At 59.9% G+C, this 26236-nt stretch carries 23 protein-coding genes; 16 read left to right on the top strand and 7 right to left on the bottom strand.

Annotation, left to right across the window (positions count from 1 at the left end; genetic code table 11):
- The first annotated feature begins 95 nt into the window (after positions 1-95).
- Positions 96-1520, top strand: coding sequence for an aminotransferase-like domain-containing protein (locus tag QRN41_RS10755; protein ID WP_094065014.1), 1425 nt, complete (start codon positions 96-98; stop codon positions 1518-1520).
- Positions 1521-1589: 69 nt separating this feature from the next.
- On the opposite strand, the gene ppsR is transcribed toward QRN41_RS10755, so the two are convergent.
- Positions 1590-2408 carry a posphoenolpyruvate synthetase regulatory kinase/phosphorylase PpsR gene (gene ppsR, locus QRN41_RS10750; protein ID WP_285421542.1) on the bottom strand — a complete coding sequence of 273 codons (819 nt, stop codon included), beginning with the start codon at positions 2406-2408 and terminating at the stop codon, positions 1590-1592.
- A 177-nt stretch (positions 2409-2585) separates the two neighbouring features.
- On the opposite strand from ppsR, the gene ppsA reads away from it, so the two are divergent.
- From ppsA to QRN41_RS10710, 8 genes are all read left to right on the top strand, one after another.
- The gene (gene ppsA / locus QRN41_RS10745; RefSeq protein ID WP_034099721.1) at positions 2586-4961 is read left to right on the top strand and encodes a phosphoenolpyruvate synthase; all 2376 of its coding nucleotides are present in this window, start codon (positions 2586-2588) and stop codon (positions 4959-4961) included.
- Between the two features lie 105 nt (positions 4962-5066).
- Positions 5067-6056, top strand: coding sequence for an alpha/beta fold hydrolase (locus tag QRN41_RS10740; protein WP_285421541.1), 990 nt, complete (start codon positions 5067-5069; stop codon positions 6054-6056).
- Between the two features lie 187 nt (positions 6057-6243).
- Complete coding sequence (gene rraA / locus QRN41_RS10735; protein WP_285421540.1) at positions 6244-6735, top strand: ribonuclease E activity regulator RraA; 492 nt, start codon at positions 6244-6246, stop codon at positions 6733-6735.
- A 25-nt stretch (positions 6736-6760) separates the two neighbouring features.
- Positions 6761-7756, top strand: a complete 996-nt coding sequence (gene cmaX, locus QRN41_RS10730) for a divalent cation transporter CmaX (RefSeq protein WP_167416853.1) — start codon at positions 6761-6763, stop codon at positions 7754-7756.
- A gap of 86 nt (positions 7757-7842) precedes the next feature.
- Entirely contained in the window at positions 7843-8088 is a 246-nt protein-coding gene (locus tag QRN41_RS10725) for a hypothetical protein (protein ID WP_005790375.1), read from the top strand.
- A gap of 2 nt (positions 8089-8090) precedes the next feature.
- Complete coding sequence (locus QRN41_RS10720; RefSeq protein ID WP_034099717.1) at positions 8091-8915, top strand: mechanosensitive ion channel family protein; 825 nt, start codon at positions 8091-8093, stop codon at positions 8913-8915.
- 87 nt (positions 8916-9002) lie between these two features.
- Positions 9003-9593: an RNA polymerase sigma factor SigX gene (sigX, locus tag QRN41_RS10715; RefSeq protein ID WP_034114827.1), complete on the top strand. Its 591-nt coding sequence runs from the start codon at positions 9003-9005 to the stop codon at positions 9591-9593.
- 107 nt (positions 9594-9700) lie between these two features.
- A complete protein-coding gene (locus QRN41_RS10710; RefSeq protein ID WP_034099715.1) occupies positions 9701-10681 on the top strand; it encodes an OmpA family protein in 981 nt (326 codons plus the stop codon).
- A gap of 59 nt (positions 10682-10740) precedes the next feature.
- On the opposite strand, the gene cobA is transcribed toward QRN41_RS10710, so the two are convergent.
- From cobA to QRN41_RS10685, 5 genes are all read right to left on the bottom strand, one after another.
- Positions 10741-11484, bottom strand: a complete 744-nt coding sequence (cobA, locus tag QRN41_RS10705) for a uroporphyrinogen-III C-methyltransferase (protein WP_034099714.1) — start codon at positions 11482-11484, stop codon at positions 10741-10743.
- Between the two features lie 24 nt (positions 11485-11508).
- Entirely contained in the window at positions 11509-13179 is a 1671-nt protein-coding gene (locus QRN41_RS10700) for a bifunctional protein-serine/threonine kinase/phosphatase (RefSeq protein ID WP_285421556.1), read from the bottom strand.
- On the bottom strand, positions 13179-14390 hold the full coding sequence (locus QRN41_RS10695; protein ID WP_034099712.1) for a nitrate/nitrite transporter: 1212 nt from the start codon (positions 14388-14390) through the stop codon (positions 13179-13181). The genes QRN41_RS10700 and QRN41_RS10695 overlap by 1 nt, the downstream gene beginning before the upstream one ends.
- Before the next feature lie 208 nt (positions 14391-14598).
- The gene (locus QRN41_RS10690; RefSeq protein ID WP_285421539.1) at positions 14599-15174 is read right to left on the bottom strand and encodes an ANTAR domain-containing response regulator; all 576 of its coding nucleotides are present in this window, start codon (positions 15172-15174) and stop codon (positions 14599-14601) included.
- A gap of 13 nt (positions 15175-15187) precedes the next feature.
- On the bottom strand, positions 15188-16414 hold the full coding sequence (locus QRN41_RS10685; protein WP_167416857.1) for a CmpA/NrtA family ABC transporter substrate-binding protein: 1227 nt from the start codon (positions 16412-16414) through the stop codon (positions 15188-15190).
- A 272-nt stretch (positions 16415-16686) separates the two neighbouring features.
- Here QRN41_RS10685 and sctC point away from each other — a divergent pair, with 272 nt between their 5' ends.
- From sctC to QRN41_RS10660, 5 genes are all read left to right on the top strand, one after another.
- On the top strand, positions 16687-18129 hold the full coding sequence (sctC, locus tag QRN41_RS10680) for a type III secretion system outer membrane ring subunit SctC (protein WP_285421555.1): 1443 nt from the start codon (positions 16687-16689) through the stop codon (positions 18127-18129).
- A 12-nt stretch (positions 18130-18141) separates the two neighbouring features.
- On the top strand, positions 18142-18369 hold the full coding sequence (locus QRN41_RS10675) for a FliM/FliN family flagellar motor switch protein (protein WP_034099709.1): 228 nt from the start codon (positions 18142-18144) through the stop codon (positions 18367-18369).
- A gap of 152 nt (positions 18370-18521) precedes the next feature.
- Positions 18522-18911, top strand: coding sequence for a winged helix-turn-helix domain-containing protein (locus QRN41_RS10670; RefSeq protein WP_034138949.1), 390 nt, complete (start codon positions 18522-18524; stop codon positions 18909-18911).
- A complete protein-coding gene (locus QRN41_RS10665) occupies positions 18904-19362 on the top strand; it encodes a transglycosylase SLT domain-containing protein (RefSeq protein ID WP_123478849.1) in 459 nt (152 codons plus the stop codon). The genes QRN41_RS10670 and QRN41_RS10665 overlap by 8 nt, the downstream gene beginning before the upstream one ends.
- A gap of 87 nt (positions 19363-19449) precedes the next feature.
- Positions 19450-20478, top strand: coding sequence for a quinone-dependent dihydroorotate dehydrogenase (locus QRN41_RS10660; RefSeq protein ID WP_034138947.1), 1029 nt, complete (start codon positions 19450-19452; stop codon positions 20476-20478).
- 123 nt (positions 20479-20601) lie between these two features.
- Here QRN41_RS10660 and rmf read toward each other — a convergent pair whose 3' ends face one another.
- A complete protein-coding gene (gene rmf, locus QRN41_RS10655) occupies positions 20602-20817 on the bottom strand; it encodes a ribosome modulation factor (RefSeq protein WP_002553055.1) in 216 nt (71 codons plus the stop codon).
- Between the two features lie 531 nt (positions 20818-21348).
- Here rmf and rlmKL point away from each other — a divergent pair.
- Both rlmKL and QRN41_RS10645 read left to right on the top strand, forming a co-directional pair.
- Entirely contained in the window at positions 21349-23613 is a 2265-nt protein-coding gene (gene rlmKL / locus QRN41_RS10650; protein WP_236216510.1) for a bifunctional 23S rRNA (guanine(2069)-N(7))-methyltransferase RlmK/23S rRNA (guanine(2445)-N(2))-methyltransferase RlmL, read from the top strand.
- A 138-nt stretch (positions 23614-23751) separates the two neighbouring features.
- Complete coding sequence (locus QRN41_RS10645) at positions 23752-26139, top strand: sensor domain-containing diguanylate cyclase (protein ID WP_285421538.1); 2388 nt, start codon at positions 23752-23754, stop codon at positions 26137-26139.
- The last annotated feature ends 97 nt before the right edge of the window (positions 26140-26236 follow it).

The following is a 26236-nucleotide window of genomic DNA, read 5'->3' as shown; positions in this document are numbered from 1 at the left end:
GCTTCCCTGAGCCGAAATTGAACTCTATATTGAACTTGTAATGACTGGTTAAATTCGGCGATTGAACCCGTAAAAGCACACTATTAGGGCGAAAGATGGCTGTCAAAACAAATATTGACATGGTGTCAATTATGCGTGAGGGGCTGTCCAGCGGGCAGGGCGTGAAGTACAAGCGCCTGTCCGATGTGATGGAGCGAGGCATCCTTGAAGGCTTGATTGAACCGGGGCGAAAACTGCCGCCCCATCGGGTGCTGTCCGATAACCTGGGGGTGACTATCGGCACCATCAGCCGGGCTTACGGTGAACTGGAGCGCCTTGGGTTGGTGGTGGCTCGGGTAGGTGACGGCACTTTCGTGCGCAAGCGTGGGATGGAGCGCCAGCGCGATGAAGGGTTTCGCAACTTCAGTGAGGAACCGCGCCAGTACTTCGACATGAGCCGCAATATGCATATCCCGGGGCAGGAAACCACGTTCCTGGCCCAGAGCTTCCAGACCCTGTCGACCAACGCCAAGTTCTTGCAGGACATCAGTGCCTACACCCCGGATGCCGGTCTGCCGCGCTACCGCGACGCGGGCGCGCAGTGGCTGGTGCAGAGCGATTTCCATCCGATTCCCGAACAGGTTATCTGCGTCAATGGCGGCCAGCATGGCTTGCTCTGCGCAATGATGGCGCTGTTGCGCGCGGGCGACACCGTGGTCACCGAACAACTGACTTACCCTGGACTGATCACTGCCGCGCGTATGCTCGGCGTCCGCTTGATCGGCCTGGAAATGGACGACGAAGGGGTACTGCCCAGTGCGCTGGATGAAGTCTGTCGTAATCACCGGATTTCGGCGTTGTACTGCACACCGACGATTCAGAACCCGACCACCGCAGTGTTATCGGTGGCGCGTCGCGAAGCACTGGTCAAGGTGTGCCGCGAACACAACCTGCTGATTCTGGAGGACGAAGCCCATGGTGTGCTGGTGGAAGATCGGCCACCGCCGCTGAGTTTTTTCGCACCTGAGCGTACGATTTTGATCAGTAGCCTGAGCAAGGCCGTATCCGCAGGCCTGCGGGTGGGCTATGTGCATGCACCGCCGGCATTGGTCAGCCGTATCTCGGCAGCGTTGCGTTCGACGTGCTGGATGGCCACGCCGGTTACCCTGGAGCTGGCCACGCAGTGGATTGAAAACGGCACGGCGCAATACCTGCTCAGCCAGCAGATCAATGAGATCAGCCGGCGCAAAGCCCTGGTGCGCGGCCTTCTGGAGGGGCTGGAGTACCGCACCCATCTCAACAGTCCGCACTTCTGGATTGAAGTCCCTGAGCCGTGGCGTGCGTCGGAAATCGAGGCGGAACTCAAGCAGAATAATTACCTGATCGCCACTGCCGAAGCCTTCGCCGTGGGGCAGACCGCCGTGCCGCAGTTTATCCGGGCGAGTATCTGCAACACTTCGGGGGACGATCAGTTGTTGCGCGCGGGGTTCGATGCGTTGGCCACGGCGTTAGGGCAGGGAGGGGGGCGGTTTCAGCTGTAGTTGGGATAGCGGCAAGCTGCAAGCTTAGAGCTGAGTGGCCGTGGCCTGCGGCTTCAACTTGCAGCTGCCTCACTTAAACCTACGCTCTACGCCCTTCTCCACCAGAATCTTCGCGGAAATCTCTTCCACCGAAAAATGCGTGGAATTGATGTGCGCAATATTCTCGCGGCGGAACAGATTCTCCACCTCGCGCACTTCAAACTCGCACTGGGCGTAGCTCGAATAGCGGCTGTTGGGCTTGCGTTCGTTGCGGATGGCGGTGAGGCGGTCCGGGTCGATGGTCAGGCCGAACAATTTGTGCGAATGGGCGCGCAGAGCGGCCGGCAGGGTCAGATGCTCCATGTCGTCTTCGGTCAGCGGGTAATTAGCCGCGCGGATACCGAATTGCATGGCCATGTACAAGCAGGTGGGCGTTTTGCCGCAGCGCGACACGCCCACCAGGATCAGATCGGCCTTGTCGTAGTAGTGGGTGCGGGCGCCATCATCGTTGTCGAGGGCAAAGTTTACCGCCTCGATACGCTCCATATAGTTGGAGTTATGCCCAATGGAATGGGACTTTCCGACCGAATAGGAGGAATGTTCGCTCAACTCCTGTTCCAGTGGCGCCAGGAACGTGGAGAAAATGTCGATCATGAAACCATTCGAGGTTGCGAGAATCTCACGAATGTCTTGATTGACGATGGTGTCGAAAATGATCGGCCGAAAACCGTCTTTTTCAGCCGCCAGATTGATTTGTTGTACCATGGCCCGCGCTTTTTCCACGGTGTCGATGTAAGGCCGCGTGAATTTGGCGAAGGTAACGTTTTCGAACTGCGCGAGCAGGCTTTGACCCAGTGTTTCGGCTGTAATGCCGGTGCCGTCGGAAATAAAGAAAGCAGATCGTTTCATTTGAGCCCTGGGCCTTAAGCTGATGACGAATCTTGGATATGATAGGCGCGATTTTGCCGTCCCACAGTGGGCCGCATTCTCACTTATTTTCCAGGTCCAGGCCACAAACGCTGGCGAATGCTCCTACGAGCAGCCGGCGTCCTGAGCTTTTCCAACACAGTTAGTGGAGAGATCACCTTGGTAGAGTACGTAGTTTCCCTCGATAAGCTCGGCGTCCATGATGTAGAGCATGTGGGGGGCAAGAACGCATCCCTCGGCGAGATGATCAGTAATCTTGCGGGCGCCGGTGTCTCGGTGCCGGGTGGTTTCGCCACCACGGCCCAGGCTTACCGCGATTTCCTCGAACTGAGCGGTCTCAATGCTCAGATCCACGCCGCGCTGGATGCCCTGGACGTCGACGACGTCAATGCCCTGGCCAAGACCGGTGCCCAGATCCGCCAATGGATCATGGAAGCCGAGTTCCCCGAGAAGCTCAACGAAGAAATCCGCACCGCGTTCGCGACCTTGTCGGCGGGCAACCCGGATATGGCCGTTGCCGTGCGCTCGTCAGCTACCGCCGAAGACTTGCCCGACGCTTCTTTCGCCGGCCAGCAGGAAACCTTCCTCAACATCCGCGGCGTGGAAAACGTGATCCGCGCGGCCAAGGAAGTGTTTGCCTCGCTGTTCAACGATCGCGCGATTTCCTACCGCGTGCACCAGGGCTTCGACCATAAGTTAGTTGCCCTGTCTGCCGGCGTGCAGCGCATGGTCCGTTCCGAAACCGGCACCGCCGGCGTGATGTTTACCCTCGATACCGAATCCGGCTTCCGTGACGTGGTGTTCATCACCGGCGCCTACGGCCTGGGTGAAACCGTCGTACAGGGCGCGGTCAACCCCGACGAATTCTACGTACACAAGGGCACCCTCGAAGCGGGGCGCCCGGCCATCCTGCGCCGTAACCTGGGCAGCAAGGCCATCAAGATGATCTACGGCGACGAGGCCAAGGCCGGTCGTTCGGTAAAAACCGTTGAAGTCGACAAGGCCGAACGCGCGCGTTTCTGCCTGACCGACGCTGAAGTCAGCGAGTTGGCCAAACAAGCGATGATCATCGAAAAGCACTACCAGTGCCCGATGGACATCGAATGGGCCAAGGACGGTGACGACGGCAAGCTGTATATCGTGCAGGCCCGTCCGGAAACCGTGAAGAGCCGCACTTCGGCCAATGTCATGGAGCGCTACCTGCTCAAAGAAACCGGTACCGTATTGGTGGAAGGCCGCGCCATCGGCCAGCGCATTGGCGCCGGCAAGGTTCGCATCATCAAAGACGTCTCCGAGATGGACAAAGTCCAGCCAGGCGACGTGCTGGTCTCCGACATGACCGACCCGGACTGGGAGCCGGTGATGAAGCGCGCCAGTGCCATCGTCACCAACCGTGGCGGGCGTACCTGCCACGCGGCGATCATCGCTCGTGAGCTGGGGATTCCTGCGGTCGTGGGCTGCGGCAATGCCACGCAGTTGCTCAAGGACGGCCAGGGCGTGACCGTGTCCTGCGCCGAAGGCGACACCGGTTTCATCTTCGAAGGCGAACTGGGCTTCGATATCAAGCAAAATTCCATCGACGCCATGCCGGACCTGCCGTTCAAGATCATGATGAACGTTGGTAACCCGGACCGCGCCTTCGACTTCGCGCAGTTGCCGAACGCCGGCGTGGGCCTGGCCCGCCTGGAATTCATCATCAACCGTATGATCGGCGTGCACCCCAAGGCTTTGCTGAACTACGATGGCCTGCCGCTGGATATTAAGGAAAGCGTCGATAAGCGCATCGCCGGTTACAACGACCCAGTGGGTTTCTACGTCGAGAAACTGGTGGAAGGCATCAGCACTCTGGCGGCGGCGTTCTACCCGAAAAAGGTCATCGTGCGTCTGTCGGACTTCAAGTCCAACGAATACGCCAACCTGATCGGCGGCAAGCTCTACGAGCCGGAAGAAGAAAACCCGATGCTGGGCTTCCGTGGCGCCTCGCGTTACATCAGCGAAACCTTCCGCGACTGCTTTGAGCTTGAGTGCCGCGCGCTCAAACGCGTGCGTAACGAGATGGGCCTGACCAATGTCGAGATCATGGTGCCATTCGTACGGACCTTGGGCGAGGCGAGCCAGGTGGTTGACCTGCTGGCTGAGAACGGCCTGACCCGCGGCGAGAACGGCCTGCGTGTGATCATGATGTGCGAACTGCCATCCAACGCGATCCTGGCTGAAGAGTTCCTGGAATTCTTCGACGGTTTCTCCATCGGTTCCAACGACCTGACTCAGCTCACCCTGGGCCTGGACCGTGACTCCGGGATCATTGCGCACCTGTTCGACGAGCGTAACCCGGCGGTCAAGAAGCTGCTGGCCAATGCCATCCAGGCCTGTAACAAGGCCGGTAAGTACATCGGCATTTGCGGCCAGGGCCCTTCGGACCACCCTGACTTGGCCAAATGGCTGATGGAACAGGGCATCGAAAGCGTTTCGCTGAACCCCGATTCGGTGCTGGAAACCTGGTTCTTCCTGGCGGAAGGCCAAGCGTCCGCCTGAGGTCGATCCGTGAAAAGTGCCGGTCAGCCGTGAGGTTGACCGGCATTCTTATCTGTACAGGGCGGGAATCCATGTGGACGCCGCCCTTTTTTGTGCAAGAACATTATGCAAAGCAGCAGCAACCTGTTTCCCGTCGCCTTGATCAGCGCTGAGCGTCGTGGCGACCTGAGTGAAGATGTGTATCGCCTCAAACCCGGCAACAGCCCGGACGGCAGCGTCGAACTGGCGGTGACCCGTTTGGGGCTGGCCGATGTCCCTGAAAACCGGGGCATCCCGGTTATTTTGTTGCACGGCAGTTTTTCCAATCGACGCTTCTGGTACTCGCCCAAGGGCATTGGCCTGGGCGCCTATCTGGCTCGTAGAGGCTTTGACGTGTGGATTGCGGAAATGCGCGGCCATGGTCTGTCCAAGCGCAATCAAGCGTATGCGCGTAACCGAGTGGCTGATTATGCGCGTTACGACTTGCCGGCCATCGGCGCGTTCGTGCGTGAGCAAAGCGCGCAAATCCCGCACTGGATCGGCCATTCTCTGGGCGGTACGACCTTGGCGGCGGCCCTGGGTGGGCAGTATCTGGGGGCGCCGGCGGTGGCTTCGGTCGCGTTGTTTGGCTGTCAGGTCAGCCGCACCTACTGGCCGTTGAAAATTCCACCGGTGGAGTGGGGCGGGCGCTTTATTCTCAAGCGAATGGCTGAAGTGTCCGGTGCGCGTTTCAAACGCGGGCCCGAAGACGAGCCGGTGGGTGTATTGATTGAAAATATGCGCTGGCACGGGCTGTTCGGGCGCTTCGGCGATGCCGAGCGTGACTGGTGGAAGGGCTTGGCGGACGTCGACGTGCCGTTGTTGGCGGTAAGTGCGGCGGGCGACCATCAGGACCCGGACTGGGCTTGCCGCAAGCTGTTCGAACAAGTCGGCACTGAGCATCGGCAATATGTGTGTCTGGGACGCAAGCACGGGTTTACCGAAGATTTCGGGCATGTCGAGATGCTGGTCAGCAAAGCTGCCCAAGACGAGGTCTGGCCTCTGGTGGAGCAGTGGTTGAAAGACCCAATTACACCATTGCTCGGCGCGCCGGCGCAGGCCCTCGCGGCGGTTTGACCAAGCGCTCTACCAAGGGCGTTTCACTCCTGCGAGGTTGCGGCTAAGATATGACGCGCCGGACGCTTCTGGTCATATTCAGTCGCGTAGAGGCTATTGCGTTGCAGTGGAACCGATGGGATGTTTCCCACCCGTTTCGCCCGGTACTTCTTTGAAAGACACTTCTCTGGCAGAAAGGAATTTTTCGATGAACCATTACGTGACCCCCGACCTGTGCGACGCCTACCCTGAATTGGTGCAGGTGGTCGAGCCGATGTTCAGCAATTTTGGCGGCCGAGACTCCTTTGGCGGCGAGATTGTCACCATCAAGTGCTTTGAGGATAACTCGCTGGTCAAGGAACAGGCCGAGCAGCCGGGCACCGGCAAGGTGCTGGTGGTCGACGGTGGTGGTTCCCTGCGCCGCGCGCTGCTGGGCGACATGATCGCCGAGAAAGCTGCAAAAAACGGTTGGGAAGGGCTGGTCATCTACGGTTGCATCCGTGATGTCGACGTCATCGCCCAGACCGACCTGGGCGTACAAGCCCTGGCCAGTCACCCGATGAAAACCGACAAGCGCGGCATTGGCGACCTGAACGTGGCGGTCACGTTTGCCGGCGTCACCTTCCGCCCGGGTGAATACGTGTATGCCGATAACAATGGCGTGATCGTGTCGCCCAGCCCGTTGAAAATGCCTGAATAAATCGTAAAAGCCGACAGGGGTGAGGATGTTCGAGGAAGAAAACGCGCAATGGGGGCTGGTGCATGCCCTGGTGCTGGACGGTAAAGGCGGTGCGCGTTCGATTGCCCGGACTGAGCTGGATGACCTGCAGTTGCAGCCCCAGGAAAGCCTGTGGCTGCACTGGGATCGCAGCCATCCCCAGACGCAGACCTGGCTGCGCAAATCCAGTGGCTTGAGTGAATTCGCCTGCGACCTGTTGCTTGAGGAAAACACTCGCCCGCGCCTGTTGCCGCTGCCGGATTCGCAGTTGTTGCTGTTTCTGCGAGGGGTCAACCTCAATCCCGGCGCCGAACCGGAAGACATGGTCTCGGTGCGCATTTTCGCGGCGGCCAACCGGGTGATTTCCCTGCGTCTGCGCCCGTTGCGCGCCACCGATGAGTTGCTGTTGCAACTGGCGGATGGCAAGGGGCCGCGCACCGCGTCGGAACTTATCCTTTATATGGCGCAGTACCTGACCAATAAAGTGCAGGATCTGGTCACGGATTTGTCTGAAATCGTCGATGCCGAGGAAGAAAAACTCGATACCGACGAACGGTATACCCCGGAGCATGGCAGCGTGTTGCAGATCCGCCGGCGAGCAGCCGGGCTCAAGCGATTTCTGGCACCGCAGCGGGATATTTTTGCTCAGCTCACGCGGATCAAATTGCCGTGGTTCTGCGACGACGATGCTGATTACTGGAACGAATTGAACAACAGCCTCACACGCTATCTGGAAGAGCTCGAATTGACCCGGGAGCGCGTGGGGCTTGTGCTGGAGGCCGAAGACCGGCGCTTGAGCGTACGCATGAACCGCACCATGTACCGCTTCGGAATCATCACTGGAATCTTCCTGCCGATGAGCTTCCTGACCGGTTTGCTGGGCATCAATGTGGGCGGCATTCCGTTCTCGGCCAGCCCCTATGGATTCATGCTTGCGTGCCTGCTGATGGTCGCGGTGGCGCTCGGGCAATGGTGGCTGTTTCGACGGTTGCGCTGGGTTTGAGCTGAATATGAGCTGAACGTAGGAAGGGTCCCATGTGACCCCATGAAATTTACCCTCGTCTTTTAAATCACTTGCGAGAGGTCTTTATGCACGATCCGTTCGAACAGTCTTTGCGTGACATGCTCAATGCTTCGCCGTCCAACCGCGATGACGATGCTTGCCTGGGGCGCGTGTTGAAAACCGCCAACCGCCAGGTCGGGGCGGGGGATCTGTTCGGTCTGCTCGGTCGTTGGCTGCCGGCCTTGATGATGGCGCTGAACAATGGTTCTGCCCACGTTTCACCGGTTTCCCGTCGTAAACCTCTTGCTCGCACTGCTGATAAGGCTGATTGAATATGGAACTTGATCTCTGGACCCAGAGCCTGGTCACCGCGATGACCGCATTGTGGACCAAGGTGGCGAACTTCATTCCCAACCTGTTCGGTGCGCTGGTCCTAGTGTTGCTGGGTTTTGTCGTGGCCAAGCTGCTCGACACCCTGCTGTCCAAATTGCTCGCGAAACTGGGCCTTGATCGCTTGATGGCAGGCACCGGCCTGACCAAGCTGCTGGGGCGCGCCGGGTTGCAAGTGCCGATCTCCACACTGGTCGGCAAGATCGTCTACTGGTTCGTGTTGCTGATTTTTCTGGTTTCTGCCGCTCAATCCCTTGGCCTTGAGCGAGTTTCAGCTACGCTCGACATGCTTGCGCTGTATTTGCCGAAGGTTTTCGGCGGCGCGCTGGTGCTGTTGGTAGGTGTTTTACTGGCGCAGTTGGCCAACGGGCTGGTGCGCGGAGCCGCCGAAGGCGTGGGGTTGGACTACGCTGCCGGTCTGGGGCGGATCGCCCAGGGGCTGGTGATCATCATCAGTATTTCGGTCGCGATCAGCCAGTTGGAGGTCAAGACTGACCTGCTCAACCATGTGATTGTGATCGTTTTGATTACCGTTGGTCTGGCCGTTGCGCTGGCCATGGGCTTGGGTAGCCGGGAAATTGCCGGTCAGATTCTTGCAGGAATTTATGTGCGCGAGTTGTACCAGGTGGGCCAACAGGTGCGTGTGGGCGAGGTCGAAGGGCAAATCGAGGAGATCGGCACAGTCAAGACGACCGTGTTGACCGATGACGGCGAGCTGGTGTCGCTGTCCAATCGCATTCTCCTGGAACAGCAGGTCAGTAGCCGCTAAACCGGCAAACCCTGCTAATGTACGCCGCCGCGAACCCGGGTGACCGGGCCGCAGCGGACATTGACCTGACTGTCGGCACGACTTGTTTTGAATAAAGCCCAATCGCTGTCCACGCGCTATGACCCCCGTGAGCTCTCTGATGAGGAGTTGGTCGCGCGTTCGCACACGGAGCTGTTTCACGTAACTCGCGCGTACGAAGAATTGATGCGCAGATATCAACGCACTCTGTTCAACGTTTGTTCAAGGTATTTGGGGAACGATAGAGATGCTGACGATGTCTGTCAGGAAGTGATGCTCAAGGTGTTGTACGGCCTGAAGAACTTCGAGGGCAAATCGAAGTTCAAGACCTGGCTCTACAGCATCACGTACAACGAGTGCATCACGCAGTATCGAAAGGAACGGCGAAAGCGTCGCTTGATGGACGCTTTGAGCCTGGACCCCCTTGAGGAGGCGTCTGAAGAAAAGGCGCCGGCACCCGAGGAAAAGGGCGGGCTCGATCGCTGGTTGGTGCATGTGAATCCGATTGACCGAGAAATTCTGGTGCTACGTTTTGTCGCAGAGCTGGAGTTTCAGGAAATCGCCGACATCATGCACATGGGTTTGAGTGCTACAAAAATGCGTTACAAACGTGCTCTTGATAAATTACGTGAGAAATTTGCGGGCGAGACTGAAACTTAGTGCGTGGCAAATATCTCTTACGTGTAGGCAAGTTCTGTTAGACTTGTCGCCGAGTTGTCCCCCGGTTTGTGGGACTGCTTTACAATCACCAGATGGGGATTTAACGGATGAAACTGAAAAACACCTTGGGCTTGGCCATTGGTTCTCTTATTGCCGCTACTTCTTTCGGCGTTCTGGCACAAGGCCAAGGCGCAGTTGAAGGCGAGCTGTTCTACAAGAAGCAGTACAACGATAGCGTCAAGCACATCGAAGACGGCTTCAATCCTGGCGCTCGCATCGGTTACTTCCTGACCGACGACCTGTCCTTGAACCTGTCCTACGACAAGACCAACCACACCCGTTCGAACGACGGTACTGGTAACCAGAAGATCAAAGGCGATACCGGCAGCCTGGTTGCCCAGTATCACTTCGGTCAAGCTGGCGTAGACTCCCTGCGTCCATACGTAGAAGGCGGTTTCGGTCACCAGAGCCGTACCAACGTACAGGCTGACGGTCACAGCGGTCGCGATCAGACCACTTTCGCCACTGTCGGTACCGGCGTTAAGTACTACTTCACCAACAACCTGTACGCTCGTGCCGGTGTTGAAGCTGACTACGGTCTGGACAACGGCAAGTGGGATTACTCCGCACTGGTCGGCCTGGGCGTGAACTTCGGCGGTAACGCTGGCGCAGCTGCTCCAGCTCCTACCCCAGCACCAGCTCCAGAGCCAACTCCAGAGCCAGAAGCTCCAGTTGCTCAGGTTGTTCGTGTTGAGCTGGACGTTAAGTTCGACTTCGACAAAGCCGTTGTTAAGCCTAACAGCTACGGCGACGTGAAAAACCTGGCCGACTTCATGGCTCAGTACCCATCTACTAACGTAGAAGTAGCTGGTCACACTGACTCCGTAGGTCCAGACGCTTACAACCAGAAGCTGTCCCAGCGTCGTGCTGACGCTGTTAAGCAAGTCCTGGTTAAAGACGGCGTGGCTCCTAGCCGTGTAACTGCTGTAGGTTACGGCGAATCCCGCCCAGTTGCTGACAACGCAACTGAAGCTGGTCGCGCTATCAACCGTCGCGTAGAAGCTTCGGTTGAAGCTACCGCTCAGTAATTACTGAGTTGTAGAAAAAACCCGGCTCAGGCCGGGTTTTTTTTCGCCTACCATTTGTGTCATGCGCTGGCGGCGGCTGCGACATATGCAGCTTGTTCTCTGGCGGCAACACGGCCAATGACCAGGATCGCCGGGCTTTTAAGGGCGAATGCGTGGGCATCCTTGTGCATGCGCGATAACAGGCTACGGTACTCGCGCTGCTGGGGCAGCGAGGCATTCTCGATCATCGCCACGGGCATATCTGCCGCCATGCCACCCTCCATCAACTGCTGACGAATCTCTTCCAGTTTTGCCACCCCCATGTACACGACCAGGGTAGTCCCGCCCTCGGCCAGGGCGCGCCAGTTCAGTTGGCTGTCATCCTGGGTGTGCGCAGTAACCAGCGTTACGCCACGGCTTACACCACGCAATGTCAGAGGAATCCCACAGTTGGTCGCGCCTGCCAGCCCTGAGGTGATGCCATTGACCAGTTCCACCTCAATGCCCCGATCCCGCAGCCACAGCGCCTCTTCGCCGCCTCGTCCGAAAATGCACGGGTCACCGCCCTTGAGGCGTACCACGCATTTGCCCTGGCGTGCGTAGCGCAACATCAGGCGGTGGATAAAGTCCTGAGGGGTGGAGCGGCAGCCACCGCGTTTGCCCACGGTGATCACGCGCGCCGCGGCGCAGTGGTCCAAAACTGCCGGGTTGACCAGATCATCGATCAACACCACGTCGGCTTCACACAGGGCGCGGACCGCCTTGAGGGTCAACAACTCCGGATCGCCGGGACCTGCGCCCACCAACCAGACTTTTGCGTTCATAAGGTTGCCCTCGTGTAGAGATACTCAGTTATGAAGGAGTGCATACAGCAACACCAGATTGATCAGCACCGACAGCAGTGCCACGGTTTGCCAGACTTTTAGCGGTTCTCGCTCCAGCAAAGGCCTGGGGCGGACGCTCAGCTCACGCCGGTCAGCCTGCTCCAGTACCAGTAGCCATTCTTCGGCGGTTTCGTAACGCTGCGACGGCTGGGCGGCCACCGCCCGTTCCAGGCTCAGCGGCAGCCAGTCAGGCAGGTCGGGGCGATAGCGGCTTGCGCTGACAGGCTGGGTGAATCTGGGCCGTTGGAAGGCTTCGATTTCGCCGTAGGGGTAATGCCCGGTCAGCAGGAAATACAAGGTGACGCCAACGCTGTATAAATCTTGTTGGGCAGTAGGCCCTTGGCCATTGAAGGCTTCGGGCGCGATAAAACTTGGAGTGCCCGGCAGTTCGTGGGCACGGTCTTCCGACAGGCCGGGGCAGTAAGCCAGGCCGAAATCCAGCACGCGCAACTCGCCGTCGTCTCCCAACAACAGGTTTTCCGGTTTGATATCGCGGTGCAGGATTTGCCGCCGGTGCAGCAGGCCCACGGCCCGCAGCAAGCGCTCGGCGACGGACTGCCATTGGGCCAGAGGCAGGGGCCCCTGAAGCTGGAACAGGGTGGCGAGGGTCTGCCCCGGATACTCGCGCATGACGTAATACAAGTGCTGCCGGCTACCGGCGCTGTGCACTTCTGGGAATGCGCGTCCGGCCATGCGCCGCAAAAACCACTCTTCGGCCAGCAAAGCCTGGCCGGCTTGGCTATCGTCGTCATGGCTCAGTGGCAAGGTTTTCAACAGCCAGGGCTGTTGCTGGGTATCGCGGACCCGGTAGAGCAAGGATTGTCGACTTTGCGCCACTAATGCTTCCACCCGCCAGCCTTCGAACGGTTGGCCGGGTTTCAATGGCGGTGGCAGCGGCCATTGCTGTAACTGGACTAGGGCGTCGCCGAGGGTGGCGGCACCCAAGGCATCAACGCGTACCAGCAACGCGCTGGCATTGTCCTGGCTGCCGGCCAAGTGGGCGGTGTTGACCAAGGTGGCCACGGCTATGTCCAGGTCCGCCTGCTCACGCAGGATGGCCTGGATGCTGTGCTCGGCCAAGGTTGCCCATACGCCGTCGCTGAGCAGCAGGAAGTACTCGCCCTCGCGCAATTGGCCGTCGAGAAAATCCAGCACCACATGTTGATCCAGGCCCAGCGCACGTTTAAGAACGTGCTGCATGCCCGGCTGTTCCCAGACGTGATCCTCGCTGATGCGTTGCAGCTGGCCGTCCAGCCAGCGATAGACCCGGCAATCGCCGACATGGGCCAAGGTAAAACGCTGACCCCGAAACACCAGGGCACTTAGAGTCGTTAGCAGCGGCTGGCCACCACCGTTGGCTTGCAACCAGCGATTCTGGGCCAGCAGTAAACGTTCCAGTGCCTGGGCTACGCTCCAGGTTTGCGGCGTGGCGTAGTAGTCCATCGCCAGGGCTTGCAAGGTCGAGCGCGCGGCCAATCCGCCATCGGCACATTGGCTGACGCCGTCGGCCATGGCGCACAGATAGCCTTTGCTGGCCGCCAGTTCCGCCACGGGGGTGACCACCCGCAGCGCATCCTGGTTTTCCGGGCGCGGGCCGATGGCACTGGCCTGGGCGACGCTCAGTTGCAGGCTCATCAGACGCGTGCAGCCGTCACGGCGGCCGAGCCCCAAGTGGTTCTCCAGCGACGCTTGACGCCGTGCAGGCCGAACCATGCCAATACGCCCAGGCTGGCGAACAACCACAGGGCCAGTTGATAGCTACCGGTGCTCTGTTTGATCGCGCCCATGCCGGCCGCGAGCGCGAAGCCACCGATGCCGCCGGCCATGCCGATCAACCCGGTCATCACGCCGATTTCACGGCGAAAGCGCTGCGGAACCAATTGGAACACCGCGCCGTTGCCTGCGCCGAGACCGAGCATGGTGCAGACGAAAAGCGCCAATGCTGCGTACGAACTGGGTAGGTTGAAGCCCACGGCGGCAATGCAGATGGCCGCGATGCTGTACATGCCCAGCAGGGTGCGGATGCCGCCGAATCGGTCCGCCAGAGCCCCCCCCAGCGGACGCATCAGGCTGCCGCCAAACACGCATGCGGCGGTGTAGTAGCCGGCAGTCACCGGACTGAGGTGGTATTGATCGTTGAAATAGCCGGGCAATGCGCTGGCCAGGCCGATAAAGCCGCCGAACGTTACGCTGTAGAAAAACATGAACCACCAGCTGTCACGATCGCCCAGGGCCTTGAAGTAGTCGGCCATGGATTTGGCTTTCGGCCGTTCAGGGGCATTGCGCGCCAGCCAGGCGAAGACCACAAGCGTCAAGATCAACGGAATCAGCGCAAACCCGAACACATTGCTCCAGCCAAACGCCGCTGCGAGCACCGGGGCCAGCAAGGCAGCGAATACCGTGCCCGAATTGCCGGCACCGGCAATGCCCATGGCTTTGCCCTGGTGTTCGGCTGGGTACCACTGTGAAGCCAGGGGTAGCGCCACGGCGAAGGACGCGCCGGCCATGCCCAGAAACAGCCCCAGCAGCAGGGCCTGTTCGTAACTGTGGATGCCCAGTTTCCAGGCCCCGAACAGCGCGACAATCACGATCACCTGGCCGATCAGCCCGGCGGTCTTGGGCGACAGCCTGTCGGCCAGCATTCCCATCAGAAAACGCAGCACCGCACCGGCCAGGATCGGTGTTGCCACCATCAGGCCGCGTTGCTGGGTGGTCAATTGCAGGTCGGCGGCAATCTGCACCGCCAGCGGGCCCAGCAGATACCAGACCATGAAACTCAGGTCGAAATACAGGAACGCGGCAAACAGGGTCGGGGTGTGCCCGGATTTCCAGAAGCTTGATTTCATCACGCACCTCAACGGTTAGGAGTCTTGTAAGAAGGCCTGGTGATGGAACAGCCACTACGGCCGCCCCACCGGCCCCACACAGGGGCCAAAACGAAAAAAACGCCGCCACCGGGTTCGCGAGGGCAAACCGGATGTGCGACGTCTTTGTCGTGGAGGGGCAACCGCCGTTGGTTACCTGTGATGATTCATTAGCAAGAGCTGAGCCAAATCAACCGAGCAGCTCACTCATGGCGATGATCTGCTCCGCCACCTGGATCAATTTCTGCTGGCGGCTCATGGCTTGGCGGCGCATCAAGGTGTAGGCGTCTTCTTCATTGCAGTCCTTTATTTTCATCAGCATGCCCTTGGCCAGCTCGATGCGTTTGCGTTCCGCCAGCTGTTGGTCCCGCGCCTGCAACTGCGCGCGCAAGGCCTGATCGCTCTCGAAGCGGGCCATGGCCACATCGAGGATCGGCTGCAGACGCTGGGCCTGGATGCCTTCCACGATATAGGCGCTGACCCCGGACTTGATGGCCTGGCGCATCACATTCGGGTCATGTTCATCGGTGAACATCACAATGGGGCGTGGCTGGTCGCGACTGACCAGCACCACTTGCTCCATCACATCGCGGCCCGGTGACTCGGTATCGATCAGAATCACGTCCGGACGCACCGTTTCGACGCGTGCTGGCAGGTCGATGGTCAGGCCGGACTCGTCGATCACCTCGAAACCGGCTTCGATCAGCGCCGTGCGCAAGCGCCCGACCTTGCGGGGGGTGTCATTGATCAACAGGATTCGCAGCATGGCAGTTCTCCTGTCAGCGCAAGGCTTGGCGGTTGGCGTGATCGGCCAGCGCATGCAAGCGGAAGCTGCGGGCGTAGCCGTTCGGGTCCGAGCCGTCCCAGACTTTGCCGTCGATCAACTGGCTGCTGCGCAGGTCCTGGTCCCCGGCGTTGAGGCCTAAGGCGGTGGCGGCCTCGCGATACAGCGCCAGTTGCTGCACCTGGCGCGCCACGCCCAGGTAATCCGGGTCGTCGCGCAACAGGCCCCAGCGGCGAAACTGGGTCATGAACCACATGCCGTCGGAGAGGTACGGCAGGTTGACCTCGCCACCCGCAAAAAACCGCAGCGCGTGAGGGTCCTGCCAGTGGTTGCCCAAGCCGTCGTCATACGCCCCGAGTAAACGTGGCTCAATACAATCGAGCGGCGCGTCGAGGTATTCGCGGCCGCTGAGTAATTGCGCCGTGGAGCGCCGGTTTTCAATGCTCTGTTCAATGAAGCGGCTGGCTTCGAGGATGGCCATCACCAGTACCCGCGCCGTGTTGGGGTATTGCTCGACGAACGCGTGGGTACAGCCGAGGACTTTCTCTGGATGGTTTGGCCAGATCGCCTGGCTGGTCGCCAGGGTAAAGCCCTGATCTTGCGCGACCGCGTTGGCGCTCCAGGGCTCGCCCACGCAAAACCCGTCGATCCGGCCGGCTTGCAGATGCGCAAGCATTTGCGGGGGCGGCACCACCACACTGTCAACGTCCTGCAACGGATGAATGCCTTGGCTCGCCAGCCAGTAGTACAGCCACATCGCATGGGTGCCGGTGGGAAATGTCTGAGCGAAGGTCAGTTTTGTTCGGCTTTGGTGCACATGGCGATCCAATGCCTCAGGAGTGACCACCCCTTGTTGTTGCAGACCACGGGAAAGATTGATGCTCTGACCGTTTTGGTTCAGGCCCATCAACACGGCCATGTCGGTGGGCGCCACGCCACCGATACCCAGGTGTACGGCGTAGATCAGCCCATACAGGCTGTGGGCGGCATCCAACTCCCCACTGACCAGCTTGTCACGCAGGTTGGCCCAGGAAGATTGACGCTTGAGATTCAGGGTAAGGCCGTAGGGTTGTGCGAAACCCTGGGTCGCCGCCACTACCAACGAGGCGCAATCGCTCAAGGCCATAAAGCCCAGGTCGAGAGTGCTCTTTTCCGGCGCATCGCTGCCGTTCACCCACGCCAGCGCGTTGCTTATCGGGCCGTTGCCCACCGAATCGTTCATCCGCACCTACCTTTTCATTCAAAAAAAAGCGTCGCTCCCTCAGATGGCGATGCATGGCCATTGCGGGTAACGACGCCTTTGTCCGTAAGCCCGTTCCGCCGTTGGTACGCGCTTTGATACAGAGTTCATAGCAAGGCACATGCCACGGGGTGAGCGTGATGGGCAGCCGTTAAATTTCCATCAAGATTGAAAAGAGGCGGCCTCGCAGTATGGCCGCTTTCCTCTGCCAGCCCCCAGGAACTTCCACGGTGTACGCTGACTTCCTCGAACGCATGTCTCGCCGCCGCCTTCGCCGCTGGTGGCTGTGTGCCGCGCTGTGGCTGGCATGTGGAGTGGCCTGGGGCGAGACCTATCAGGCCCGGGAGGAGAGCCTGCATACCGTGTTCACCGCGCTGTCGGTACCCTTGGGTCTGCCGATCGTGGTGAGTCGCGAGGTGGCGCGCAAACGCGTCAGTGGTCTGTTTGATTTGACTGCGCCACAGCAGACCCTGGAAGAACTGGCACGGCAGCATGGCTTGATCTGGTACAGCGACGGCCAAGGGTTTTATCTCTATGACGCCAGCGAAACGAAAAGCTCGGCGGTGTCGTTGCGGCATATTTCCATTGATCGGTTTCGCAGCCTCATGCGTCGCTCTGGGCTGCAGGAATCCCACTTTCCCCTGCGTGCCGACGGCGCGCGCACATTCTATGTGTCCGGCCCGCCGAGCTATGTCGACCGGGTGTTGCGGCTGGCGCAATTGATGGACCGCGAGCGCGCTGAACTGCGCGTGGGTGACCAGGCCTTTGGGGTGGTTCAGGTACTCAACACCCATGTGGCGGACCGTGAGTACGCGATAGGTGAGGGCAAGGTCAGGGTCGCGGGGATAGCGTCAATAATCGAAGCGGTGCTGGCCAGTGAGCACAAGGGGGTGCTGGCCGACAAAAGTCTTGCGGTCATCGCTTATCCGGACACCAACAGCCTGCTGATCAGAGGCAAACCTGCACAGGTGCGGTTTATCGAACAACTGGTGGCGGAACTGGATACGCCCAGGCGATCGATCGAAGTGTCGCTGTGGCTGGTCGACATGGGCCGCGATGAGCTGAAAAAACTCAACCTGGCCTTGGATGAAGATGCCAAAACCTCGACCACTCGTGTCATGGAGCCGCTGGAGGATAACCGCCTGATGGCGCAGATCGCTGCGCTGGAGCGCCGCCGTCGAGCAAAGGTGGTGACGCTGCCGGTGATTCTGACTCAGGAGAACGTGCCGGCGGTGTTTAACGACAACCATACGTTCTATCTGCCGGCCCGCGCGGATGACACCGCCGAGTGGAAGCCTGTGCATTACGCCACTCAGGTCAGTGTGCTGCCGCGTTTTGCCGAGGCGAACGAAATCGAGATGCTCCTGGATATTGAGGATGGTCGCCCCATGAGTGCCAAGGGGCGGCGCGATAAACCGGCAGGGGTCGGGCGGGTAGGGGTCAGCAGCGTGGTGCGAGTCTCCCAGGGCAAGCGCCTGTGGCTGGGCGCGTTCCCCCGTGACTCGCGCGAACAGAGCCGTAGCACGGTGCCCGCACGCTCGGCTGATGTCCGCCTGTTTGTGATTCAGGCCCGCGCTGCCGCAGCAGAGGCGAAAGGCGCGGCCGCAGGCAGCGGGCCGCCTCCATTGACCGCGGCGCAATACGAGCGTGTGCAACGTGCGTTCGTGCGGCCAAATCGCGACGGATCCCGTGAATAAAGGCATTGACCCATGCATTTGGAAATTCTTCTGCAGGAACAACTGATCAGCCGCAAGCGTCTGGCCGCTTTTGCGCCAGGGAAGGTGTTGCCGTTGGCGCCAGCGGTCATTCACTGCGTGGAAGTTCGGGTCAACGGCCAACTGCTGGCCTTGGGCGAGTTGGTGCAACTGGAGGACCGCTTGGGGGTTGAGCTGCATGAGGTTTATCAAGAGTGGGCCCCAGGTGCGTTCACGTTGTGAAACGCCCTACGCAGTGATCCCAAAAAACGCAGGATCTCTGAGCTTTTTCCTAGGGTGGGTTGTCAGGCGGGTTTTTATAGTCGTCGCGTGGGCGCAAGCGCCAGTCAAGGAAATAAGGACTTCAATGTCAGTTGTCGGATACCGAGGTAGATATGGGCGTCGTGAATGATGAATTGACGACGGTTTCCCTGGCTTTTGCCTGTTGGACCTTGCATGGCGATGGGCGCTTGACCGGTGAGGGCGCCGATATTCAATTGCCGCCCAAGGAGTGGCATGTCTTGCGATTGCTGCTGGTGTCGGGTGGTGCGCTGATGACTAAGGATCGCTTGCTGGAGCTGGTTTGGCCCCAAGGCGAGGTCGCCGAAGAATCCCTGACACGGTGCATCTACTCGCTGCGCAAACATTTGGGCGCCGATAAGGGGTTTATCAAGACGATCTACGGCAGGGGCTATCGCTTTAACTGTCCGGTCAAAGTGCGCCGAGACGGGCACACTCAAGGGGGGCAAGTGTGTTCTGCCTGCGGTCAGGTCCGACATGGATAAGCGTTGGAGCAAGGCGCTGCTCTTTGGTTGGTTGATGAGCGCGCATCCGGCGTTGGCCTACTGCTGGGAGGAAATTGCCGGTCGTTACGACATTGAACCGGAGTTATTGCAAGCCATCGCCGCGGTGGAGTCGGGCTATCGAGCTGACGCGGTAAACACCGCCAACAGCAACGGCACCCGAGACATCGGCCTGATGCAGATCAACAGCATGCATTTGCCGCGCCTGCTCAAGTTGGGGATTACCGAGGAGCGTTTGTTGAACGAGCCGTGCCTGTCGGTGGAGGTTGGCGCGTCGATACTCGCCGAGTTTATCCAGCGCTTCGGCTACAACTGGACAGCAGTGGGCGCCTACAATGCGGGACCGGGTTCTGGGCCGGAGCGCGATGTACTACGCCAGCGCTATGCCGAAAAAATCTGGGCGCGTTATGAGGCCCTGGTCATGCAGCGTTAGCGACGTTGGGCGGCACGCCTCGCCTGCGCGCGGTTACCCCGGCTATAATCGCCGCCACCTTCGTCGCCATCCGAGTCTAGCCCGCCCATGTATACCCTGGCCCGCCAGCTGTTGTTCAAACTCTCCCCGGAAACCTCCCACGATCTGTCCCTGGACCTGATCGGTGCCGGTGGCCGCTTGGGACTCAATGGTCTGGTGTGCAAGGCGCCGGCAAAAATGCCAGTATCGGTGATGGGGCTGGACTTCCCCAACCCGGTCGGGCTGGCTGCCGGCCTGGACAAGAACGGTGCGGCCATTGATGGTTTCGCGCAATTGGGCTTTGGCTTTGTTGAGATCGGCACCGTGACGCCGCGACCGCAGCCGGGCAACCCCAAGCCTCGCATCTTCCGCCTGCCGGAAGCCGAGGCGATCATCAATCGCATGGGCTTTAACAACCTGGGCGTCGATCACCTGCTGTCACGGGTCCAGGCCGCGAAGTACAGCGGCATTCTCGGCATCAATATTGGCAAGAATTTCGACACGCCGGTCGAGCGCGCGGTGGACGACTACTTGATCTGCCTGGACAAGGTCTATGCCCACGCCAGCTACGTCACCGTTAACGTCAGTTCGCCGAATACCCCAGGCCTGCGTAGCCTGCAGTTCGGTGATTCCCTCAAGCAATTGCTCGAAGCCCTGCGCCAGCGTCAGGAAGACCTGGCCGTTCGGCATGGCAAGCGCGTGCCGCTGGCGATCAAGATCGCCCCGGACATGAGCGACGAAGAAACCGTGCTGGTGGCCCAGGCTCTGGTGGATTCCGGAATGGACGCGGTGATTGCCACCAATACCACTTTGAGTCGTGCCGGCGTTGAAGGTCTGGCCCATGGTGACGAGGCGGGCGGTCTGTCGGGTGCGCCGGTCCGCGATAAAAGCACTCATATCGTCAAGGTGCTGGCCGCCGAGCTGGCGGGGCGCTTGCCGATCATCGCGGTGGGCGGCATCACTGAAGGCAAGCACGCGGCCGAGAAAATCGCCGCGGGTGCGAGCCTGGTGCAGTTGTACTCTGGCTTTATCTATAAAGGCCCGGCGTTGATTCGTGAGTCGGTGGATGCGATTGCCGCATTGCCCAGAAAGGCCTGAACGGCGCCCATAAAAAAGGGCTCCATCAAGGAGCCCCCTGGGCCGAAGCCCGCCGCCCGGATGGGGCGCGCATGGTAAGTCGTTACAGCTTCAAAGGTGGTGTGTCGGAATTAAGTGCCCTGATTAGCCGACGGCGTGAAGTTCGTTGAGTCTGTGGATTCCCGCAGTGCCTGTCATACCGTCCCAGTTGTCGCCGCGTCCTTCGCGCCAGCCGTTGATCCAGGCTTGGCGTACCGACGGTAGAGTAAATGGGCAAAGCTCACGGGATTTGCCATGAACGCCATATTGATATCCGCGTAAAAACGCTCTTTCCAACGGATCACGCTTAAGTCTTCTCATAGGGTGTTTCCCTCACTTGTTGACTGTCTTGATATCCTTCGGCCTCGTCTGAGGCCGGGCAGAGTTTTTCTGCCGTTGGTGGGCTCGCTGCCGGCGTGGCGAGCCGATGTGTCGGCGTCGTTACGGCGCCAACCTGTGGTGAGTTCTAACCAATAGGTCACATGGATTCAATGATCGTTTTGTCATAAGCACGTAACGATAACGATGCTATAGCCATAAGCTGGGATGGCTTTACGCCCCATTTGTCTGGCAAAGCCAGCTATGATGCACCCCGCATAGAGGAAAGGTTTAATCCTTAAGTAAGAATGTCCGTCTGTTGCAGTCGGTTATTATTCGACGAAGGGTCGGAATATTTCTTTTTGTTGCTGCACATTTTTATCTGCCCCGTAAATAAAGGCTCAACGGCCTGGCAGCCGGGGTGGAACGGCACATTCGTGCCACGCGAGCACTCTTCAAGAAAAGTGCTTGATTGAAAACCGAACCGGCGATGCGTCGCCCGTTCACTTATTGCTGAAAAGCCTGGAATGCCCCATGTCGGACCGTTTTGAACTCTTCCTCACCTGCCCCAAGGGCCTCGAAGGCCTGCTGATCGAGGAAGCCGTCGGGCTTGGCCTTGAGGATGCGCGCGAGCACACTTCGGCCGTGCGCGGCATGGCCGACATGGAGACCGCTTACCGGCTGTGCCTCTGGTCGCGCCTGGCCAACCGCGTGCTGCTGGTGCTCAAGCGTTTCCCCATGAAGGACGCCGAAGACCTCTACCACGGCGTGCTGGATATCGACTGGGCCGACCACATGGTCCCCGACGGCACTCTGGCAGTGGAGTTCAGCGGTCACGGCTCCGGTATCGACAACACCCACTTCGGCGCGCTGAAGGTCAAGGATGCGATCGTCGACAAACTGCGCACTCCGACCGGCGAGCGCCCGTCCATCGACAAGATCAATCCGGACTTGCGTATCCACCTGCGCCTGGACCGTGGCGAAGCCATCCTGTCCCTCGATCTCTCCGGTCATAGCCTGCACCAGCGCGGCTATCGCCTGCAGCAGGGCGCGGCGCCGCTGAAGGAAAACCTGGCGGCCGCGATCCTGATTCGCGCCGGTTGGCCGCGTATCGCCGCTGAAGGCGGTGCGCTGACCGACCCGATGTGCGGCGTGGGTACCTTCCTGGTGGAAGGCGCGATGATTGCGGCCGATATGGCGCCCAACCTCAACCGTGAACTGTGGGGCTTTACCACCTGGCTCGGTCATGTCCCAGCGCTGTGGAAAAAGCTGCACGCCGAGGCCAGCGAGCGCGCCGCGATTGGCATGAACAAAACGCCGCTGTGGATTCGAGGTTACGAAGCCGACCCGCGCCTGATTCAACCCGCGCGCAACAACATTGAGCGCGCCGGTCTGAGCCATTGGATCAAGGTGTACCAAGGGGAGGTCGGGACCTTCGAGCCGCGCCCGGACCAGAACCAGAAAGGCCTGGTGATCTGCAACCCGCCTTACGGCGAGCGTCTGGGCGATGAAGCCAGCCTGTTGTACCTCTACCAGAACCTCGGCGAACGTCTGCGCCAAGCCTGCATGGGCTGGGAAGCCGCAGTGTTCACCGGTGCGCCCGACCTGGGCAAGCGCATGGGCATCCGCAGCCACAAGCAGTACTCGTTCTGGAACGGCGCCTTGCCGTGCAAATTGCTGCTGATCAAGGTCAACCCCGACCAGTTCGTCACCGGCGAGCGCCGTACCCCGGAACAGCGCCAGGCCGAACGCGAGCAGGCTGCATACGACCAGGCCCCGACCGAGCCGCAAGAGCGCCAGTACAACAAGAACGGTAACCCGATCAAACCGGCCCCGGCTCCCGTGGTCGAGCAGGCGCGCCTGAGCGAAGGCGGGCAGATGTTCGCCAATCGCCTGCAAAAAAACCTCAAGCTGCTGGGCAAGTGGGCCAAGCGTGAGGGCGTGGATTGCTACCGTGTGTATGACGCCGATATGCCGGAATACTCCATGGCCATCGACCTGTACCACGACTGGGTGCATGTGCAGGAGTACGCCGCGCCCAAGTCCATCGACCCGGAAAAAGCTTCCGCGCGCATGTTCGATGCTCTGGCGGCCATTCCCCAGGCGCTGAACATCGACAAGAGCCGCGTGGTGGTCAAGCGTCGCGAGCGTCAGAGCGGTACCAAGCAGTACGAGCGTCAGAGCGCCCAGGGCAAGTTCACTGAGGTGAGCGAGGGCGGTGTGAAGCTGCTGGTCAACCTCACGGATTACCTGGACACCGGCCTCTTCCTCGACCACCGCCCGATGCGTATGCGCATTCAGAAAGAGGCGGCCGGCAAGCGCTTCCTCAATCTGTATTGCTACACCGCCACTGCCAGTGTGCACGCGGCCAAGGGCGGTGCGCGCAGCACTACAAGTGTCGATCTGTCCAAGACCTACCTGGACTGGGCGCGTCGCAACTTCTCCCTCAACGGTTTCTCCGACAAGAACCGCCTGGAGCAGGGCGATGTGATGGCGTGGCTGGAAGCCAGTCGCGATGAGTTCGACCTGATCTTCATCGACCCGCCGACCTTCTCCAACTCCAAGCGCATGGAAGGCATCTTCGACGTGCAGCGCGACCATGTGCAGTTGCTCGACCTGGCCATGGCCCGCCTGGCACCGGGCGGCGTGCTGTACTTCTCCAACAACTTCCGCAAGTTCCAGTTGGAAGACAATCTCAGCGAACGCTATGCGGTCGAGGAAATCAGCGACAAAACCATCGACCCGGATTTCGCGCGCAATGCGAAAATCCACCGTGCGTGGAAAATCACCGCTCGCTGATGGCTGCATAAAAAGCCGCAAGCCAGGATATTCCAGGCTTGCGGCTTTTTTGCGCTGGTCAAACTACTGGCCGATAGCTATAACTTAAGGCCAAGCCAAAGTGACACCCCCCGCACGCTGGCGTTGTGAGTGTTGCCTATGCCGTTGCAAGCCGTTCGCCCGAAAATCCTAGGCTTCATCAGTGAGCAGGCATCGGCTTGGCTGGTGGCATTGGTGGTGCTATTGGCCGGTTGTACCTTGACGGGTATCGTCGCCTGGGCCACTCACGATCTGTATCAGCAGCAGGTACGCCAGCGCTTTCAACTGCTGGTCAACGAGCGCTACACCCGTTTGCAGGAGCGCTTTGAAGATCAGGAACAACGCCTTAACAGCCTTCGGCGTTTTTTTGTCAATTCCTCCGATGTGTCCCGCGAAGAGTTCGATGGGTTTACCCAGCCATTGCTCCTGCGCGCCCGCGCATACGCCTGGGCGCCACGGGTGGTGCGTCAGCAACGCAGCCAGTTTGAACAGCAAGTGTCCCGAGAAAGGGGCGTGGATTTCGTGATCCGTGAGTTGAACGCGGCGGGTGAACTGGTCCCCGCGCCGGAGCGCGATGAGTACGTGCCGGTGCTCTACAGCCAGACCCAGAGCCTGTTGGGTTCGCCCTTGGGCTTTGACCTATTGGCCCAGCCCTTGCGGCGTTCGGCGCTGGAGCGCGCGCATAAAAGCGGCAAGCTTGCAGTGTCTCAACCCATGCAGTTGGTGGGCTTGGAGCCGGCCTATGCAGCCGGCGTATTGCTGGTGGCCCCCGTGAGCCGAGAGGCGGGTACTGAACAGCCCTATGGCTACGTCATGGCGGTGATCAGCATGCGCCAGCTGATGGCCGACGGTTTGCCCAAGCCGGAGCGGGACAACCTGGTGATGCAGATTGTCGACACCTCGGACCAGCAACAACGTGTGCTCTATGAATCCAACAATGCCGTGGCCGACAGCCGCCTCGAGGGGGTACGGCGCCTGACCCTGGGCGATCATGTCTATGCCTTGACCCTGCGCCCGAGCGAAATATTCGCGCGGGCCAACCATTCTTCGCTGGCCGCTATCCTGATCATGGGCAGCTTGCTCAGCCTGCTGCTGAGCATCTTGCTGTATATGCTGGTCAGCCAGCGCCAGCGTGCTTTGAAAATGGTCGAGCAGCGTACCCAGCAGTTGCGTCTGCGTGAGCAGGAATTGCGCGGTGCCCACGGCCAGTTGCGCAGTGTGCTGAACGCGGCCACCCAGGTTGCCATCATTGCCACTGACTTGCGCGGTGTGATCAACACGTTCAATGCCGGCGCTGAACAGATGCTCGGCTTCACCGCCGACCAGGTGGTGGGCAAGTTGACCCTGGAAAGTCTGCACCTGGCGACAGAACTGGAAATGCGTTCCGCCAAACTGGGCGTGACCCTGGGCAAGCGCATTCCCGCCAGCCAGGCCATGTTGGTGGAAAGCCCCGACAGTTTGCACGAAGCGCGCGAGTGGACCTTGATCCGAAACGACGGCAGTCCGCTGAGCGTCACCATGCTGGCCACCGTCCTGCTGGATGACCACGGCCTTTGGGTCGGGCATCTGGCGATTTACCTGGATGTGACCGAGCAAAAGCGCGCCTACGAAGCTCTGGCCGTCCGCGACCGGCTGCTTAAAAAGCTCAGCGCCCATGTCCCCGGCGGGATCTTTCAGTTCACCCTGGAACCTCAGGATAACTGGCGCTTTATCTATGCCAGCGACGGCATGCGCGATATCTACGAAATCGAAACGGGGTTGTTGCAGCAGGATGCCAAGCGCGTGTTCGAGCGCATCCATCCGTTGGACGCAGAGCGGGTGCGCGCTTCGGTGCGCCTGTCCGCATTGCAACTGAGCCATTGGCGCGAAGAGTATCGCGTGCTGTTGCCGCAGCGCGGCCTGCGCTGGATTCGTGGCGAAGCAACCCCGGAAGAGTTACCCGGCGGCGGTACGTTGTGGCATGGGTATGTGTCGGATATTTCCGATCTCAAGCGGGTGGAAGAAGAGTTGCGTGCCTTATCCATCACCGACTCGCTGACCGGCATTTACAACCGGCGCTACTTTCAGGATCGCTTGCGCGCCGAAATTGCCAGGCTCAATCGAACCCAGGGGGCATTGTCGGTGATCATGTTGGATGTCGATCATTTCAAGCGCATTAACGACAAGCATGGCCACGCAGTAGGCGATGGCGTGTTGCAGGAGTTGTGCTCGCGCATCAGCCAGCGTCTGCGCCGCACCGATGTGTTCTGTCGTTTTGGGGGTGAAGAGTTCATGGTGTTGTGCCCCACCACCGATGCTGAACAGGCCTACAGCCTGGCGTTGGAATTGTGGCAGTCGTTGCGCAGTGCGCCGATGGACCCGGTGGGGATCGTCACCGCCAGCTTTGGCGTGGCCAGTTGGCGGGGCGATGAAGGCATCGATGGGTTGCTGCTACGCGCCGACTCGGCGGTGTACGTGGCCAAGCAGGCGGGTAGGGACCGGGTTGAGGCGCAGAGGGTTCAGGCTTGAAAGCCCGGTGGGATACTTAAAGGCTCACACATGACTCGGTGGTGAGCAGGACAAGCCTACTCGCCACGATAAACCCCTTCCACAGGTGAACGACGGT

Source organism: Pseudomonas sp. efr-133-TYG-23 (assembly GCF_030209215.1).
GTDB classification, from domain to species: Bacteria; Pseudomonadota; Gammaproteobacteria; order Pseudomonadales; family Pseudomonadaceae; genus Aquipseudomonas; species Aquipseudomonas rhodesiae.
The sequence above is the reverse complement of the archived record's forward strand: the minus strand, read 5'-3'. Positions and strand labels throughout refer to the sequence as shown.

Excerpts from the sequence above, each read along its gene's own strand:
- QRN41_RS10755 (WP_094065014.1), top strand. The coding sequence starts at position 96 with ATGGCTGTCAAAACAAATATTGACATGGTGTCAATTATGCGTGAGGGG.
- ppsR (WP_285421542.1), bottom strand. The coding sequence starts at position 2,408 with ATGAAACGATCTGCTTTCTTTATTTCCGACGGCACCGGCATTACAGCC.
- QRN41_RS10740 (WP_285421541.1), top strand. The coding sequence starts at position 5,067 with ATGCAAAGCAGCAGCAACCTGTTTCCCGTCGCCTTGATCAGCGCTGAG.
- rraA (WP_285421540.1), top strand. The coding sequence starts at position 6,244 with ATGAACCATTACGTGACCCCCGACCTGTGCGACGCCTACCCTGAATTG.
- cmaX (WP_167416853.1), top strand. The coding sequence starts at position 6,761 with ATGTTCGAGGAAGAAAACGCGCAATGGGGGCTGGTGCATGCCCTGGTG.
- QRN41_RS10725 (WP_005790375.1), top strand. The coding sequence starts at position 7,843 with ATGCACGATCCGTTCGAACAGTCTTTGCGTGACATGCTCAATGCTTCG.
- QRN41_RS10720 (WP_034099717.1), top strand. The coding sequence starts at position 8,091 with ATGGAACTTGATCTCTGGACCCAGAGCCTGGTCACCGCGATGACCGCA.
- QRN41_RS10710 (WP_034099715.1), top strand. The coding sequence starts at position 9,701 with ATGAAACTGAAAAACACCTTGGGCTTGGCCATTGGTTCTCTTATTGCC.
- cobA (WP_034099714.1), bottom strand. The coding sequence starts at position 11,484 with ATGAACGCAAAAGTCTGGTTGGTGGGCGCAGGTCCCGGCGATCCGGAG.
- QRN41_RS10700 (WP_285421556.1), bottom strand. The coding sequence starts at position 13,179 with ATGAGCCTGCAACTGAGCGTCGCCCAGGCCAGTGCCATCGGCCCGCGC.
- QRN41_RS10695 (WP_034099712.1), bottom strand. The coding sequence starts at position 14,390 with ATGAAATCAAGCTTCTGGAAATCCGGGCACACCCCGACCCTGTTTGCC.
- QRN41_RS10690 (WP_285421539.1), bottom strand. The coding sequence starts at position 15,174 with ATGCTGCGAATCCTGTTGATCAATGACACCCCCCGCAAGGTCGGGCGC.
- QRN41_RS10685 (WP_167416857.1), bottom strand. The coding sequence starts at position 16,414 with ATGAACGATTCGGTGGGCAACGGCCCGATAAGCAACGCGCTGGCGTGG.
- sctC (WP_285421555.1), top strand. The coding sequence starts at position 16,687 with ATGTCTCGCCGCCGCCTTCGCCGCTGGTGGCTGTGTGCCGCGCTGTGG.
- QRN41_RS10675 (WP_034099709.1), top strand. The coding sequence starts at position 18,142 with ATGCATTTGGAAATTCTTCTGCAGGAACAACTGATCAGCCGCAAGCGT.
- QRN41_RS10670 (WP_034138949.1), top strand. The coding sequence starts at position 18,522 with ATGGGCGTCGTGAATGATGAATTGACGACGGTTTCCCTGGCTTTTGCC.
- QRN41_RS10665 (WP_123478849.1), top strand. The coding sequence starts at position 18,904 with ATGGATAAGCGTTGGAGCAAGGCGCTGCTCTTTGGTTGGTTGATGAGC.
- QRN41_RS10660 (WP_034138947.1), top strand. The coding sequence starts at position 19,450 with ATGTATACCCTGGCCCGCCAGCTGTTGTTCAAACTCTCCCCGGAAACC.
- rmf (WP_002553055.1), bottom strand. The coding sequence starts at position 20,817 with ATGAGAAGACTTAAGCGTGATCCGTTGGAAAGAGCGTTTTTACGCGGA.
- rlmKL (WP_236216510.1), top strand. The coding sequence starts at position 21,349 with ATGTCGGACCGTTTTGAACTCTTCCTCACCTGCCCCAAGGGCCTCGAA.
- QRN41_RS10645 (WP_285421538.1), top strand. The coding sequence starts at position 23,752 with ATGCCGTTGCAAGCCGTTCGCCCGAAAATCCTAGGCTTCATCAGTGAG.